15 protein-coding genes and 1 riboswitch are annotated in these 15,425 nt (G+C 63.5%); of the genes, 8 read left to right on the top strand and 7 right to left on the bottom strand.

Annotated features, from left to right (window positions below):
• Positions 1 to 39 precede the first annotated feature (39 nt).
• The 3 genes from A3A9_RS0108165 to A3A9_RS0108155 are packed head-to-tail and all read left to right on the top strand — an operon-like array spanning position 40 to position 3,599.
• Positions 40 to 1,557: a glycerol-3-phosphate dehydrogenase gene (locus A3A9_RS0108165; protein WP_027058345.1), complete on the top strand. Its 1,518-nt coding sequence runs from the start codon at positions 40 to 42 to the stop codon at positions 1,555 to 1,557.
• Positions 1,557 to 2,615: a class II aldolase gene (locus tag A3A9_RS0108160; RefSeq protein WP_033838431.1), complete on the top strand. Its 1,059-nt coding sequence runs from the start codon at positions 1,557 to 1,559 to the stop codon at positions 2,613 to 2,615. Before A3A9_RS0108165 ends, A3A9_RS0108160 begins: the two co-directional genes overlap by 1 nt.
• A 42-nt stretch (positions 2,616 to 2,657) precedes the next feature.
• Positions 2,658 to 3,599: a sugar phosphate isomerase/epimerase family protein gene (locus A3A9_RS0108155; protein ID WP_027058343.1), complete on the top strand. Its 942-nt coding sequence runs from the start codon at positions 2,658 to 2,660 to the stop codon at positions 3,597 to 3,599.
• Positions 3,600 to 3,664: 65 nt separating this feature from the next.
• On the opposite strand, the gene fba is transcribed toward A3A9_RS0108155, so the two are convergent.
• A complete protein-coding gene (fba, locus tag A3A9_RS0108150) occupies positions 3,665 to 4,729 on the bottom strand; it encodes a class II fructose-bisphosphate aldolase (RefSeq protein ID WP_027058342.1) in 1,065 nt (354 codons plus the stop codon).
• A gap of 271 nt (positions 4,730 to 5,000) precedes the next feature.
• On the opposite strand from fba, the gene A3A9_RS0108145 reads away from it, so the two are divergent.
• The 3 genes from A3A9_RS0108145 to A3A9_RS0108135 are packed head-to-tail and all read left to right on the top strand — an operon-like array spanning position 5,001 to position 7,018.
• Entirely contained in the window at positions 5,001 to 5,765 is a 765-nt protein-coding gene (locus tag A3A9_RS0108145) for a DeoR/GlpR family DNA-binding transcription regulator (protein ID WP_027058341.1), read from the top strand.
• Between the two features lie 25 nt (positions 5,766 to 5,790).
• Positions 5,791 to 6,549, top strand: coding sequence for a triose-phosphate isomerase (locus A3A9_RS0108140; protein ID WP_027058340.1), 759 nt, complete (start codon positions 5,791 to 5,793; stop codon positions 6,547 to 6,549).
• A gap of 28 nt (positions 6,550 to 6,577) precedes the next feature.
• Positions 6,578 to 7,018, top strand: coding sequence for an RpiB/LacA/LacB family sugar-phosphate isomerase (locus A3A9_RS0108135; protein ID WP_027034077.1), 441 nt, complete (start codon positions 6,578 to 6,580; stop codon positions 7,016 to 7,018).
• On the opposite strand, the gene dhaL is transcribed toward A3A9_RS0108135, so the two are convergent.
• The 4 genes from dhaL to A3A9_RS0108115 form a co-directional block, all read right to left on the bottom strand.
• Positions 7,015 to 7,650: a dihydroxyacetone kinase subunit DhaL gene (dhaL, locus tag A3A9_RS0108130; RefSeq protein WP_027058339.1), complete on the bottom strand. Its 636-nt coding sequence runs from the start codon at positions 7,648 to 7,650 to the stop codon at positions 7,015 to 7,017. The two genes, A3A9_RS0108135 and dhaL, sit on opposite strands and share 4 nt — an antisense overlap.
• 15 nt (positions 7,651 to 7,665) lie before the next feature.
• Complete coding sequence (locus tag A3A9_RS0108125) at positions 7,666 to 8,673, bottom strand: dihydroxyacetone kinase subunit DhaK (RefSeq protein WP_027058338.1); 1,008 nt, start codon at positions 8,671 to 8,673, stop codon at positions 7,666 to 7,668.
• A gap of 68 nt (positions 8,674 to 8,741) precedes the next feature.
• A complete protein-coding gene (locus A3A9_RS0108120) occupies positions 8,742 to 9,215 on the bottom strand; it encodes a 6,7-dimethyl-8-ribityllumazine synthase (protein WP_027058337.1) in 474 nt (157 codons plus the stop codon).
• A 77-nt stretch (positions 9,216 to 9,292) separates the two neighbouring features.
• A riboswitch (FMN riboswitch) is annotated at positions 9,293 to 9,439 on the bottom strand.
• Positions 9,440 to 9,541: 102 nt separating this feature from the next.
• Complete coding sequence (locus tag A3A9_RS0108115) at positions 9,542 to 10,717, bottom strand: MFS transporter (RefSeq protein WP_027058336.1); 1,176 nt, start codon at positions 10,715 to 10,717, stop codon at positions 9,542 to 9,544.
• Positions 10,718 to 10,765: 48 nt separating this feature from the next.
• Here A3A9_RS0108115 and A3A9_RS0108110 point away from each other — a divergent pair, with 48 nt between their 5' ends.
• Positions 10,766 to 11,305, top strand: a complete 540-nt coding sequence (locus tag A3A9_RS0108110) for an Lrp/AsnC family transcriptional regulator (RefSeq protein WP_027058335.1) — start codon at positions 10,766 to 10,768, stop codon at positions 11,303 to 11,305.
• Positions 11,306 to 11,340: 35 nt separating this feature from the next.
• Here the strand turns inward: A3A9_RS0108110 and mtnA are convergent, their stop codons facing one another.
• Together mtnA and mtnK are read right to left on the bottom strand one after the other, a co-directional pair.
• Positions 11,341 to 12,435: an S-methyl-5-thioribose-1-phosphate isomerase gene (mtnA, locus tag A3A9_RS0108105; protein WP_027058334.1), complete on the bottom strand. Its 1,095-nt coding sequence runs from the start codon at positions 12,433 to 12,435 to the stop codon at positions 11,341 to 11,343.
• Positions 12,432 to 13,706: an S-methyl-5-thioribose kinase gene (gene mtnK, locus A3A9_RS0108100; protein ID WP_027058333.1), complete on the bottom strand. Its 1,275-nt coding sequence runs from the start codon at positions 13,704 to 13,706 to the stop codon at positions 12,432 to 12,434. Before mtnK ends, mtnA begins: the two co-directional genes overlap by 4 nt.
• A gap of 136 nt (positions 13,707 to 13,842) precedes the next feature.
• Here mtnK and A3A9_RS0108095 point away from each other — a divergent pair, with 136 nt between their 5' ends.
• Positions 13,843 to 15,354: a sugar ABC transporter ATP-binding protein gene (locus A3A9_RS0108095; RefSeq protein WP_027058332.1), complete on the top strand. Its 1,512-nt coding sequence runs from the start codon at positions 13,843 to 13,845 to the stop codon at positions 15,352 to 15,354.
• The last annotated feature ends 71 nt before the right edge of the window (positions 15,355 to 15,425 follow it).

The raw sequence follows: 15,425 nt of genomic DNA, 5'->3' as shown, positions 1-15,425 counted from the left end.
TGCCATGACGCATCACATCGGCATCGAGGCCACGGCGACATGAACGGCGGTCCTGAAATCGTCGACCTCTTCGTCATCGGCGGCGGCATCAATGGCGCCGGCATCGCGCGCGATGCCGCGGGTCGCGGCCTTTCGGTCATCCTGTGCGAGAAGGACGATCTCGCCGAAGGCACAAGCTCACGCTCGGGCAAGCTCGTTCATGGCGGCCTGCGCTATCTCGAATATTACGAATTTCGCCTGGTGCGCGAGGCGCTGATCGAGCGCGAGGTGCTGCTGGAATCGGCGCCGCACATCATCTGGCCGATGCGCTTCGTGCTGCCGCACAGCCCAGACGACCGGCCGGCATGGCTGGTGCGGCTCGGCCTGTTCCTCTACGACCATCTCGGCGGCCGCAAGCGGCTGCCGGCGACCCGCACGCTCAACCTCCGCACCGCGCCAGAGGGCGCGCCGATCAAGGACGCATTCAAGCGCGGCTTCGAATATTCCGACTGCTGGGTGGATGACGCCCGCCTCGTCGTCATCAACGCGCTCGACGCTGCCGAGCGGGGCGCGCAGGTTTACACCCGCACCGCTTGCACCGCTGCCCGCCGCGAGAACGGCGTGTGGGTTGTCGAGATGCAGGATGGCAGGACGGGCATCAGGACGGTGGTTCGGGCGCGCGCGCTGATCAATGCCGCCGGCCCGTGGGTCAACGACATCGTCAACCGCGTCGCCGGCCAGAACTCCAGACGCAACGTGCGCCTGGTCAAGGGCAGCCACATCGTCGTGCCCAAATTCTGGGAGGGACGGCAGGCCTATCTCATCCAGAACAGCGACAAGCGCGTGATCTTCATCAACCCCTATCAGAACGATCTCGCTCTGATCGGCACCACCGACATTCCCTATGAGGGCCGGCCTGAGGACGTGGCCGCGGATGAGAGCGAGATCGATTATCTGATCAAGGTGGTCAATCGCTATTTCAAGCGCGGCCTTGCGCGCAGCGATGTCGTCTATTCGTTCTCCGGCGTCCGGCCGCTCTATGACGACAATGCCGACAACCCCAGCGCGGTGACTCGCGACTACATTTTTGAGCTCGACGCACCTGACGCGCAGGCGCCGCTGCTGTCCGTCTTCGGCGGCAAGATCACCACCTTCCGCAAATTGGCCGAGCATGCGCTGGACAGGATCGCTCCGTTTTTCCCCCGCATGGGCAAGCCCTGGACAGCCAAGGCGCATCTGCCCGGCGGCGACATCGTCAATGCCGATTTCGAACAGTTTCTCGGCGACCTCGGACGCGAATATCCGTGGATGCCGGCGTCGCTGCTCAAGCATTATGGCCGGCTCTACGGCACCAGGACACGTCTTCTGGTCGGCACCGCCGGATCGCTCTCCGGGTTGGGGCGCTGCTTCGGCAAGGATTTCTTCGAGCGCGAGGCCAATTATCTCTTCGACCGGGAATGGGCGGTGACATCAGCCGATATTCTCGAACGGCGCACAAAGCACGGCCTGCATCTGTCCGCCGAGGAGAGGGCGACCTTCGAGCATTGGTGCGCGAACCGGCTGGCGAGGGCGGGCTGATGGTCCATAAAGGCGACAACCACTCCAGCGAATTCTGCATGCTGCGCTCCTTGTCGGCCAGCGTCGGCGCCGACCCGCTGCTGGTGCAGGGGGCAGGCGGCAACACTTCCATCAAGCAGGCCGGCGTGCTTTGGATCAAAGCCTCCGGCACCTGGCTGAAGAACGCGCGCGACGATGAGATCATGGTGCCGGTCGCGCTGGCGCCGTTGCTCGATGCCGTGGCTCAGCGGAGCCCGGCGGCGGAGACGGCCGGGCAGTTCACGCTGGCGGACCTCAACCCTCGCCAGCTGCGGCCCTCCATCGAGACGACGGTGCACGCACTGCTGCCGCAAAAGATCGTCGTCCACGTCCATTGTGTCGAGACGATCTCGATTGCCGTGCAGGCCAACGCCGAAGCTCTGCTGGGGGAGCGCCTGCGCGGCCTCGACTGGGCTTTCGTGCCTTATCGCCGGCCTGGCCTGCCGCTGGCGCAGGCGATCGCCGAGCGGCTGAAGCCTGCGACCAACGTGCTGGTGCTCGGCAATCACGGGCTGGTTGTCGCCGCCGATACCGTTGCCGAAGCAGCCTTGCTGCTGCAACGGGTGACCGGACTGCTCGCGCGGCGGCCGCGGCAGGCCCCGCTGCCCGATCTCGACGCGCTGCTGAGGCTCGCCACCGGCAGCGACTACCGGCTGCCGGCCTCGGCCGCTGCGCATGCTGCGGCGACCGATCTCGCCAGTTGCCGCATTGCGGCCTCCGGCAGCCTTTATCCGGATCATGTCATCTTCCTTGGTGTTGGTTCGGTGATCGCCGGCCCCGCCGAGAACGCGGCGGCGATCGTCGCCCGCGCCGGCACCGCACCGACGTCCATTCTCTTTCCCGGCAAGGGCGTGCTGATGCGCCGGGACGCCAATGCCGGCGCCGAAGCGATGGCGCGCTGCCTGGCCGATGTTGCCGCGCGCGTCGATGGCGCGGCGCGCGTCAACTATCTCAGCCCGAAGGAGAATGCCGAGCTGCTGAACTGGGACGCTGAAAAATACCGCCAGCAACTCAACCGCGAGGGGGCGACGCTGCAATGACGGCCGTCATCACCCCGCGCCAGCGCTGAGGAGATCGCGATCGTGGCGTTCACGCTCTCCCTCAACACCAATCCGCTGGTCAACCGCTTTGCCGATCCGGATGACCTGATCGACACGATCGCTTACGAAATCGGCATCCGGAACGTGCAGCTCACGCATGAATTCGTCAATCCGGGCTGGCCGGCGGCGACGATCGTCAAATTCATCCGCCTGTTCCGTGGCGCACTCGCCCGCACCGGTGTGCGTGTCACCTCGGGCATGACCGGCCCTTACGGCCGGCTCAATCATTTCGGCCATCCCGACGCCGATGTGCGCAGCTACTATGTCGACTGGTTCAAGATCTTCGCCGACATTTCGGCCGAGCTTGGCGCTAGCGGCATGGGCACGCAATTCGCCATTTTCACCCACCGCGATTTTGACGACCCCGAGCGCCGTGCACCGCTGTTCGACATCGCGCTGGACTGCTGGTGCGAGGTTGCCGAACACGCCCGTGCGGCCGGTCTGACCTACCTGTTCTGGGAACCGATGTCGGTCGGTCGCGAGTTCGGCCATACCATCGAGAGTTGCCGGGTGCTGCAGGATGCGATCGACGCGGCCGGCATGGCCATTCCGCTGGAGATGATGGTCGACATCGACCATGGCGACGTCACATCAAGCAATCCGGCCGACATCGATCCCTATGCCTGGGCCGAAGCCTTTCCCAGGAAATCGCCGATCATTCACATCAAGCAGTCGTCGATGAACAAGGGCGGCCATTGGCCGTTCACCGCGACCTACAACAGGGATGGCCGCATCACGCCCGAAAAACTGCTGGAGACGGTGCGGCGCGGCGGCGGCACCGACAACGAGATCTGCCTCGAACTGTCGTTCCGCGAGCGCGAGCCGGTCGACCATCAGGTCGTCGACATGATCCGCGAGTCCGTCGACTACTGGGCGCCCTTCATCGACGCCGGCCGGTCCGGCCTTTTGCCAAAGGCCGAATAGAGATCGGGCAGGGGCCGATGCGGCTCCTGCCCGTTGAACTCTGCAGATCTGAAGTCGCCAGAAACTCAGCCGAATTTCGGATCGAGGCTGCCCGACTTGTAGCGCTTGGCCATCTCCGAGACCGGCAGCGGCTTGATCTTCGGCGCGTTGCCGGCGGTGCCGAACTGCTCGAAGCGCTCCTTGCAGAGCTTTCGCATGGCTGCCATCGCAGGCGTCAAATATTTGCGCGGATCGAACTCGCTCGGGTTTTCCGTCAGCACCTTGCGGATCGCACCGGTCAGGGCCATGCGGTTGTCGGTGTCTATGTTGATCTTGCGCACGCCATGCTTGATACCGCGCTGGATTTCTTCCACCGGCACGCCCCAGGTCGGCTTCATCTGGCCGCCATATTTGTTGATGATCTGCTGCAGATCCTCAGGCACCGAGGACGAACCATGCATGACCAGGTGCATGTTCGGCAGGCGGCGATGGATCTCTTCGATGACATTCATGGCCAGCACCGCGCCGTCCGGCTTGCGCGAGAATTTGTAGGCGCCGTGACTGGTGCCCATGGCGACTGCCAGCGCGTCGACATGCGTGTCCTTGACGAACTGCACCGCCTGTTCCGGATCGGTCAACAACTGGTCGTGGCTGATCGCGCCTTCGACGCCGTGGCCGTCCTCCTGCTCGCCGCCACCGCTCTCCAGCGATCCCAGCACGCCGATTTCGCCTTCGACCGAGACGCCACCCCAATGCGCCATGTCGACGACGCGCTTGGTGATGCCCGAATTGTAGGCGTAGTCGGCCGGTGACTTGCCGTCTTCCTTGAGCGAGCCGTCCATCATCACCGAGGTGAAGCCGTACTGGATCGCGGTGACGCAGGTGGCTTCGTTGTTGCCATGGTCGAGATGCATGCAGACCGGGATGTCGGGGTGGATTTCAACCAGCGCATCGATCAGCTTGGCCAGCACCACGTCATTGGCATAGGCGCGCGCGCCGCGGCTTGCCTGCAGGATGACAGGCGATTTGGTCTCTTCCGCCGCCTCCATGATGGCGAGGCCCTGTTCCATGTTGTTCATGTTGAAGGCCGGCACGCCATAGCCGTATTCAGCAGCGTGATCGAGCAATTGTCTCAATGTGATGCGAGCCAACGAATAGTCTCCCGTATCTGGTTTCAAACCTGTGGTTGCGGACTGTCCGCGCATCGTCCAGCCCACCGATGCTTCTGGCCGGATTTCGGCGCAACCGCAACCGTGACAGACCGTCCCGGCCGCAATTCTTGTTACAGCAACGCGATGAGAGCAAGCGGAATATCCCAAAGAATTGTCCCATTATCACAAAATTTCTGATACTTTTGCGACGATAGCTGTTATATCTGCGCTTGATCAAGGAACCACGCTGCGGCGTTGGCGGTCGGCGGCAATGAAGAGCGACATCAGACGGCAAGGCATCATGGACTTTCTGATGGACGCCGGTCAGGCCAGCGTCGACGATCTCGCTTTGCGCTTTGGTATCTCGAAAATGACCGTGCACCGCGACCTCGACGAACTCGAGGAAAGTGGTTTCCTGCGCAAGGTGCGCGGCGGCGCCTCGATCCAGCCTAGCAGTCTGTTCGAAAGCGATTTCCGCTACCGGCAGAAGCAGGCGACCGAGGAAAAGCAGCGCCTCGCGGCAGCTGCCGTGGCCATGATCGAGCCCGGACAGACGGTGATCATCGACGACGGCTCGACGGCGGGCGGCATCGCGCGCCATCTCGCTGATCTGCGGCCGCTGACGGTGATCTCCAACAATCTTGCCGTCATCCAGGAGCTGGCCGGTGCCGGTGGCATCAACCTGATCGCGCTCGGTGGCCAATACAGCAAGAAGTTTCATGGTTTCTTCGGCCTGCTCGCCGAGGACATGCTCAAATCGCTGCGCGCCGACGTCGCTTTCCTGTCCTCATCCGCCATCCATGGCGCGTCCGCCTTCCATCAGGACCAGGAGGTGGTGCAGGCCAAGCGGCTGATGATGGCGGCGGCAACCCGCAAATATCTGCTGGTCGATCACGGCAAGTTCGGCCGCACGGCGTTGCATTTTCTCACCGATCTCAAGGCGTTCGACACGGTCTTCACCGGCCGTGAGCTCGATCCGGGATTGTACGAGGCGCTGGATGCCGCCGGTGTCCCGGTGGCCCTGGTCGCAAACTGAGTTCGGCACTGAGTAAGGAGTACGCGTGGTGTATTGGGTTGGTACAAGCTGGAAGATGAACAAGACGCTCGCCGAGGCGCTGGCGTTCGCGGAGCGCCTGGCCGGCTTCATTCCCGGCTTCGATAACCGCATCCAGCCGTTCGTCATCCCGCCTTTCACGGCGGTGCGCGAGGTCAAGCAGGCGCTGTCGGCGACGCGCATCAAGGTCGGTGCCCAGAACATGCATTGGGCCGATGCCGGCGCCTGGACCGGCGAAATCTCACCGCTGATGCTGAGCGATTGCGGGCTCGATCTGGTCGAGCTGGGCCACAGCGAACGTCGCGAGCATTTCGGCGAGACCGACGACACCGTCGGCCTGAAGACGGCGGCTGCGGTGAAGCACGGATTGATACCGCTCATCTGCGTTGGCGAGACGCAGGCCGAGCGCGAAAGCGGGCAGGCCGATGCCGTGCTGAGCGCCCAAGTCGAGGGCGCGCTGCAACTCCTCGAAGGTGAAGCGAAGAGCGCAAAAATCCTGTTCGCCTACGAGCCGGTCTGGGCGATCGGCGACAAGGGCATTCCCGCCAGCTCCGACTATGCAGACAAACAGCAGGCACTGATCAAGCGGGTGGCCGGCGGCCTGCTGCCGTCCGTGCCGCCGGTGCTCTATGGCGGCAGCGTCAATCCCGGCAACGCCGCCGAGCTGATCGGCCAGCCCAATATTGACGGCCTCTTCATCGGCCGCTCCGCCTGGCAGGCGGATGGCTACATCGACATTCTCGGCCGCGCTTCAGCGGCGATCTGAATCGTCCAAACACGAAAAGGAAAAGAACATGAAAATTGCCATTGGGGCCGACAGTGCCGGCAAGCCGCTGCTCGATGTCATCGCCGCACACCTTGCCACCAAGCCGGGCCTCACCGTCAGCGATCTCAGCCAGGCCGGTTACTATGCCGACCTTTCGCAAAAACTCGCCCAGACCATCATCGACGGCGAGAACGAGCGCGGCATCCTGTTTTGTGGCACCGGCATCGGCGTCTCGATCTCGGCCAACAAGGTGCCGGGCATTCGTGCCGCACTCACCCACGACACCTATTCGGCCGAGCGGGCGGCGAAATCCAACAACGCGCAGATCATCACCATGGGCGCCCGTGTCATCGGCCCGGAACTGGCCAAGGCGATCGTCGATACCTGGCTCGCCTCCGAGTTCGATGAGAAGGGGCCGTCTGCCGGCAATGTCCAGGCGATCGACAGACTCGACGCGGCGAAGGTTTAATCCAGGCTCTTTGTCATCGCTGCGATGACGGTGACGGCCGACGCGGCACCTGGATCCATATGGCCAAGCGACCGCTCGCCCAGTCGCGAGGAGCGGCCCTTGGCAGCGATCATGTCCTTGGTCGCTTCCGCACCGCGCTCGGCGGCGGCAAGGGCCGCCGCAAGACTCTCGGCCAAGGTCTTGCCAGCCAGATTGGCTGCGGCGGCCGCTTCAGCCGCCGGCTGCCAGGCATCGACCATCGTCTTTTCGCCAGGTTCCGCCTTGCCGCGATCCTTGATGCCTTGTGCCATGGCCTGGAACAAAGCGATGAAGTCCGCGTCCGCCAGCGTCGCCTTGCCCTTGACGGCGGAAGCCGCGCGCATGAAGGCCGTCGCATAGAGCGGGCCTGACGAAGCGCCGACGGCATTGAGGAACGATTTCGCCGCCATGTTGAGCAGCGCCGTCGGCTCGATTGTCGCAAGGTCGAGCGGCGCCAGCGCATCGCGCACGGCATTGAAGCCGAGTTCCATCGCGATGCCATGGTCGGCATCGCCAATGACGCCGTCGAGTTGGCAGAGCCGGTCCCTGTCGGCTTCGATCGCCACCGCGATCGTATCGAACATTCTTTTCAGGTCGGCAGCATTGATGGTCACAAGAATGCTCTTTCGTCAGCCGGCACGGAACATGGCACAGTCGCAGGGGTGGTCGAGCATGGTCTGCAATTTCTCGTCGAGATGAAAAAGGGTCACCGAAGCGCCGGCCATTTCGAGCGACGTGCAGTAATTGCCGACCCAGGTCGCGTGAACGGAAACGCCGAGTGCGTCGAGCCGCTGCCTGACCCGCCGGTTCATGATGTAGAGCTCCATCAGCGGCGTCGAGCCGAGCGAATTGACCAGCACCGCGACCTTGTCGCCGCGCTTCGGCGCCATCTCGGCGAAAATCTTGTCCAGCATCTCGTCGGTGATCACGTCGGCGGTCCCGAGCTTGCCGCGCGCGATGCCGGGTTCGCCATGGATGCCCATGCCGATCTCCATCTCGTCGGCGCCGATCTCGAAATTCGGCCGCCTTGTCTGCGGCAGCGAGCAGGGCGACAGCGCCACGCCCATGGTGAAGGTGTGGTCATTGGCCTTGCGCGCGATGCGCTCGACCTCATCCAGGGAGAGCATGAGGTCGCAGGCTGCACCGGCCGCCTTGAAGATGAAGAAATTGCCGGCGACGCCACGGCGCTTCTGCCGCTGGTCGCGCGGTGCCGAGGCGACGTCGTCGGTGGTCAGCACGGTGCGCACCTCTATGTCGTCCATCGCGGCCATCTCGGCCGCCATGTCGAAATTCATCACGTCGCCGGCATAGTTGCCATACATGAACAGGACGCCGGCGCCGCGGCTCACCGCCTTGGCGCATTCGAGGATCGGATCGGGCGGCGGCGAGGCAAAGACATTGCCGATGGCCGCCGCGTCCGCCAGCCCCTTGCCGACAAAGCCGAGAAAGGTCGGCTCATGGCCCGAACCACCGCCGATGACCAGCCCGACCTTGCCGGGCCGCGGCCCGTCACGGGCGATGATCGAGCGCGGGCTGCCGTCCGCGCTCCTGAGGTGCCGAGGATGCGCGGCGAGGATCCCTTCGAGCATCTCGTCGACGGCGCGGTTGCCATCATTAATGATCTTCTTGGTCTGCACCTGCGTCCTCCCAACCTTTCGCAAATACTACCGGGTGTTATCGCGATTTCCACCCGGCCGGGAAGATTTCATGCCGCGATCTTTTCCCGTGCTGCGAGAATTTCCACGCAGGCCTTGGCCGCTTCCTTGCCCTTGACGGTGAAGTGCTCGAAGAAGAAGCGGTGGTGCTCGGCGCTGTCGTGATAATTCAACGGCGTCAGCACCGCCGAAAGCACCGGCACGCCGGTCGACAGCTGCACATTCATCATGCCGTCGATGACGGCACTGGCGACGAACTCATGCCGGTAGATGCCGCCATTGACGACGAACGCCGTGCCGAGGATCGCGGCATAGCGGCCGGTCTCAGCCAAGGTCTTGGCGTGCAATGGGATTTCATAGGCGCCGGGCACATCGAAGACATCGACGGCGAAGCGGTCGCCGCCGATGGCAGCCAGTTCCGCCTCGAAAGCGCTTACGCACTGGTCGACAATATCCGCATGCCAGCGCGCTCTGATGACGGCGATGCGAACAGTTTCATAGTCTTTGTGGGAATGCTGATTCATGGGTCCATCCTTCCGTTTCGAACCAGAATCAGGACGCACGATACGGAAACCGGCCCGCCAGGGCGGTCCGTTTGCCGTTTCGTTCTCTTTCATCCGGACTATACCGTCGGCTCCGGAATCACACCGGATCTGCTGACCTTTCCGATTGTGTCGGAAAGCGCTCGCGGGCTTGGGTCGAGACCCTTACCGCCGGTGGGGACTTTCACCCCGCCCTGAGAACATTAACGGGCTTTGTATGGAAGGGCAGAGGTGCCACTGTCAACCGTGCGACAGGTTGGTGGTCAATCACGTTCGGTCGACTGGAGCAATCGGGTGAGAGAAGCGCTCTATCGCGTGCGCCATGCCGCTGCCGACGCGGCCACCAGCATGAGTAGCGCCGCAACCATCGCGCAGATGGCAAAACCGAAGGTCGAATAGATCGGGCCGAAGCCGGTGGTGCCGATGAAGACTGCCAGATAGGTCACCGCGCTGTTCAGGCCCATGATCGTGCCCCGCCGTAAGGGATCGAGCGCCGACAGGCAGGTGACCAGGACGTTCAGTCCGAAATGGTTGGTAAGTCCCCAGATCGCCACCATGGCGAGCGTCAGGCCGAAACTGTTGCTGGTCGCGGCAATGGCGACGTAGACGGCAGCCACAAGCAGATAGGCGAATGGCATGACGCGTCGCGCACCAAGCCGATCGATGGCGCCGTCTAGAAATGCTGCCATGCCGAAGCCGATGCCATAGGCGAGCGCGGCAAGCCCATTGGCGCTGACCGGCTCACCCAGCCCGACATGAAGATGGTCGCCGAGATAGCCATAGACACCGTAGAAGGCGGTCATGAAGGCGGCGCAGGCGACCAGAAGCGGTAGAATGCCAGGAATGCCTAGCGCTTCCAGCGGGGCGGGTGCCGGCCCGGCCTTCCTGATGTCGCTGAGCGAGGTCATTGTCAGCCCGGCCCACGCCAGGGCCGCCAGCACCGCGACCGCTGCAAAGACAGCGCGCCAATGCACCAGATCGGCAAGCACGGCCGAGAGTGAAACGCCAGCCACCATGCTGAGCGTCCATCCGGTCAGCACGACGCCGATCGTCCCGCTTTCGCGGCCGGGCGGCGCGATAGCGGCCGCGCTGGCATAGATCGCAGGCATGGCGACGCCGGCAGCAATGCCGGCCAGAAGTTGTGCGGCGACCAGCGTGATGACCGTGGGCGCCACCGCACTTGCAACAAGCGCCAGGGCAAGCAGCAGCAATGCCCCCTGCAGCATCCGGCGTGCGCCGAGCCGGTCGATGTAGCGGGCCAGGAACAGGGCGCTTGCCGAGGTGCCCAGCCCAAACGCGGCCGCCGCGATCATGACGACCGGCACGCTGGTTCCAAACGACGAGGCGACAGCCGGTGCGATCGGCCCCAGGACCAGCGAATTCGAACCAATCACGGCGATACAGCCGGTCAGCAGATAGGCGAGGGCTGGGATCGGCTGCCTGGCGCCGGCTGTCAGGACTGTAGCTTGATCGCTATTCGACATATGGCCATAATGGCCGTATTAAATTCTGTCGCAATCGGGATTATCGCTATGGATGAAGAAACAGATGGTATTCCGCTGAACAGGCCGGCGCCCCGTGACGTCGATGCAATTGACCGAAAGATATTAGGCGTTCTCGTCGATGACGCCACGGTCAGCTATGCCGAACTGGGCGATCGGGTTGGCCTTTCACCGCCGGCCGCCCATGAACGGGTCAAACGGCTTCGGCGCAGCGGCGCCATTCGTGGCACCGCTGTTATCATCGACCCCAAGGCGGTGAAGAAGCCGCTGCTTGCTTTCGTGCATATCGACACCAGGGGCTGGGGCAAGACCCCGGAGTTGATGGCGGTTTCGCAGTATCCTGAAGTCGAGGAAATCCATACCGTGGCCGGCGATACCTGCATGTTGCTGAAGGTTCGCACGGAAGACACCAGGGCACTCGAAGGACTGTTGGCACGTCTCTACGAGACGCCAGGTGTCACCTCGACGCGCAGCTACGTGGTTCTCTCAACCTATCTTGAACGGCCGGTGCAGCCTGGCATCACCGAGAAATGGCCGACGCCCAAGCACATGGCCGAGCCTCTTTACTAGATTCCGCGCTGTACCTAGTCAGCCGGGTGCTAACGCTACGCCCGCTCGGGGAACATCGCCTTCAGGCCCTCGCGCGAGGCCTTGGCGATGCCGCGTTCGGTGATCAAGCCGGTCACCAGCCGCGCCGGCGTCACGTCGAAGGCCGGGTTGGCCGCGGGCGTTGCTTCGGGCGAGATGCGCACCTGGGCGATGTCGCCATTGGCGGTCTTGCCCCACACCAGTGAAACCTCGTCGGCCGAACGTTGCTCGATCGGGATCTCCTTCAGCCCGTCATGCACCGTCCAGTCGATGGTGGGCGAGGGCAGGGCGACATAAAACGGCACGTCATTGTCGGCGGCGGCGAGCGCCTTGAGATAGGTGCCGATCTTGTTGCAGACATCGCCATCGGCGGTGGTGCGGTCGGTGCCGACGATCACCATGTCGATTTCACCGCGCTGCATCAGATGGCCGCCGGCATTGTCGACGATCAGCGTGTGCGGCACGCCATGGCCGGCCATCTCCCAGGCGGTCAACTGGGCGCCCTGGTTGCGCGGGCGTGTTTCATCGACATAGACGTGGACCGGGATGCCGGCTTCCGCTGCCAGGTAGATCGGCGAAGTGGCCGTGCCGTAGTCGACGGTCGCCAGCCAGCCGGCATTGCAATGGGTAAGAATATTGACCGGCTCGCCCGGCTGCTTGCGCGCGGCAATCGCCTTGATGATGGCCAGTCCGTTCTCGCCGATGGCGCGGTTCAGCCCGACATCTTCATCGGCGATCTCACTGGCGCGCCGATAAGCGGCCGCAGCGCGCTGTTCCGGTGGCAGCGGGCGAAGGAAGCGGCGCATCTCATCCAGCGCCCAGCGCAGATTGATCGCCGTCGGGCGTGTCTCGTGCAGCGTCTCCCACACGGCATCGAGCGCTGCGTCGGACGCATCATCCGCCATCTGCATGGCGACGCCATAGGCGGCTGTAACGCCGATCAGCGGCGCGCCGCGCACCCACATGTCGCGAATGGCGGTAGCGATGCCGGAAACGGTGCCGATCCTTTCGATACGGAAATCATGCGGCAGCCAGCGCTGGTCGATGATCTCGACCGAACGTCCGTCGTCGCTCAACCAGATGGTACGATAGTGGCGCTCGCCGACGTTCAAATGCTGCTCTCCTGTTCGATCAGCGTGGCCAGGGTGTTGACCTCGTCGATGCTGTGTATCTGGCGCCGGTTGACGGCGATGTGACGGCCGAATTTCAACGCCTTGGCCTCGCAAGAGGCGCGCAGATCCTCGTCGGCAATGGTCTCGAAATCGGCATTGTGAGCGAGGCCGAGGATGCGCCGGTGCACCTCGATGCCGGCAAAGCCGAGCAGATCGGTCCAGATCTGGTGCAGCACATGGTCGAGCGCCTGTTCGGCGCCCAGGCTGTCGCCCTGATCCTCGAACAGGCTTTTTTGGTAGAGCATGCCGGTGCGCTCGCTGCGCCACAGATGTGAGAACTCAGCGCGAAACACCGACCACGTCTCGATCGTCACCTCGAGCAGATAGGCGCGCATGGCGTCGCGCTTGCCGCTCCCCTCGTGGCCACGCTGTGAGAAGAAGGACATCCAGAAATTGGCGAGCAGCATGCCGACGTCGAAGGCCATCGGACCGTAGAAGGCGAACTCCGGATCGATCATCCGGGTCTCCGTGTCTGTGACCATGATCGAGCCGGAATGCAGGTCGCCATGCAGCAGCGTTTCGGCATTGGCGGCGAAGATGTGCTTCAGACGTTGGGCCTCGACCTTGAGGTCGCGATCGGCGCGCAGTTCGGCAACGAGGACGTCGAGCTGCGGCGAGGTATGCCGGTTCAGCTTGGCGTCGAAATAGGGATCGGAAAACACCAGGTCCTCGGTGATGCCGCAGAGGTCGACATTGTCGGCGAACAGCGCCAGGTCGGCCTTGCGGTCTTTGGTCGGCATGGAGAGATCGGAGCCGCGAAACAGCGTGCGGGCCATGAACAGGCCGATATCCCTGGCGATGTTGGGCAACTGGCGCCCATCGATCAGGGCGCGCCTCAAAATGATGTGTGGCGGCGCCAGATACTCCATGATGATCAGCGCCTGGCCTTCATCGAAATAATAGATTGCCGGCACGGAGCCGGGTGCGCGCGCCTCTTGCCTGGTCAGCGCGTGATATTCGAAGAAGGAGCGCTTCAGCGGCAATGGCCAGCTGTCGCCGACCAGTCGGACATAGGGCAGGGCCTGCTTGACCACGGCCGCACCGCTGGCGCCCTCGACGATGAACACCAGATTGAGATTGCCATCGCCGACCTCACGGACCTTCCAGGTGCTCGTGTCCTGGCCGATCTTGGCGCACAGCGGCTCATTCGTGGAGAGGCGCGTTGCAAGCGTCTCCACCGACAGTGCTTCGAACGGCAATTTCTGAGTCATCATCATCCTCTCGCATATGCACTCCGAACATAACGGAGGCATGGCGGCGTGGCCAAGCTAGGAAGCGATCTGGCAATTGTCAATCGTGTTGACAATTGCCGATATTGACCATAGCGTCTCGATCAGGGAGGAATGCATGGTCGGCAATGCCGTGTTCCGCGTAGAGGGACTGAGGAAATCCTTTGGCCGCAACGAGGTGCTTGGGGGCGTCTCGCTGGACCTCCATGCCGGCGAAGTGACCGTGCTGATGGGCGCCAACGGCGCCGGCAAATCCACCCTCGTCAAGATCATCAGCGGCGTCTACGAACGCGGCGGCGGCACCATGACGCTCGCCAGCCAGGATTTTGCCCCGGCAAAGCCGGCGGAAGCGATTCGCGCGGGCGTCGTCACCGTGCACCAGAACATCAATGACGGGGTCGTAGCCGACCTCGATGTCGCCACCAATCTGACCTTGGACAGGCTGAGCGGTAAGGGCGCGCCGACCCTGTTCAATCCGGCCCGCGTGCGCCGTGAGGCCAAGGCGGTTGCCGACCGCATGGGGCTGACGATCGATTTGAAGGCCCGCGTCAGCGATCTGTCGCTTGCCGATCGCCAGATGGTGGCGATCGCGCGGGCGCTGGCGCACCAGCCGAAAGTGCTGATCCTCGATGAGCCGACCTCCTCGCTCTCCAGCGCCGAGGCCGATCGGCTGTTTGCGCTGATCGACCGGCTGCGCGATCAGAGCGTGGCGATCCTCTACATCTCGCACCGCATGTCCGACATCAGGCGGCTTGCCGACCGCATCGTCTCGATGCGTGACGGCGTCATTTCGGGTGTCTTCGACGCCAAGCCGCTCGACTATGAAGGCGCCGTCAATGCCATGCTCGGCCGCAAGATTCATCTTGACCAGATCGTTGCCAGGGACTCGGTCAAGGCGGTCCTGACCGTGGAAGGCCTGCGCATCGCGCAGGGTGCCAAGCCAATCTCCCTGACACTCGGCGATGGCGAGGTTGTTGCCATCACCGGCCTCGTCGGCGTCGGCAAGACGGCACTTGCCGAGACGCTGTTTGGTGTGCGCAAGCCGCTTGCCGGCACCATGACGATGAACGGCAAGCCCTACATGCCGCGCTCGGCCGGCGATGCGATCGCGGCGGGCGTGTTCCTCGTCGCCAAGGATCGCGCCACCAGCGGCATCGTCGGCGACTTCAACATCGAGCGCAATGTCAGCTTGCCGTTCCTCAAGCGGATGTCGAATCTGAGCGTGCTCAAGCGCCGCCTCGAGCGCGCCACCGCGCGCCGGCAGATCGAGGAACTCAGCATCGTCTGCCGCTCCGAGAAGGACGAAATGTCGGCACTGTCCGGCGGCAACCAGCAGAAGGTGATGGTCGCCCGCTGGATGGCGCAGGATGCCACGCTGTTCATCCTCGACGAGCCGTTTCAGGGCGTCGACATTTCGGCCAGGCGCGACATTGCCGCCAAGCTCAGGGCAAGCGCCAATGGTCGCGCGACACTCCTGTTCGTCACCGAACTCGACGAGGCGCTGGAGACGGCCGACCGCATCCTGGTCATGTCGGAGCACACAATCGTCGGTGAACACCGCAATGCCGATGTCGATCTCGACCGCCTGCTGGCCGAGGTTGCTGGTGGGCCGTTGCACAGCGCGGCCTGAGCGTGGCGGCGGGTAGAATTGGAATGGAGTGAGCATGGGTTCGAGTTGGGTAAAGTGGGCAGCGGCGCCGG

The sequence above is a fragment of the Mesorhizobium loti CJ3sym genome (genome assembly GCF_000472785.1).
GTDB lineage: Bacteria > Pseudomonadota > Alphaproteobacteria > Rhizobiales > Rhizobiaceae > Mesorhizobium > Mesorhizobium loti_E.
Note: the sequence above shows the minus strand (reverse complement) of the source record. Positions and strands in the feature narration are given on the sequence as shown.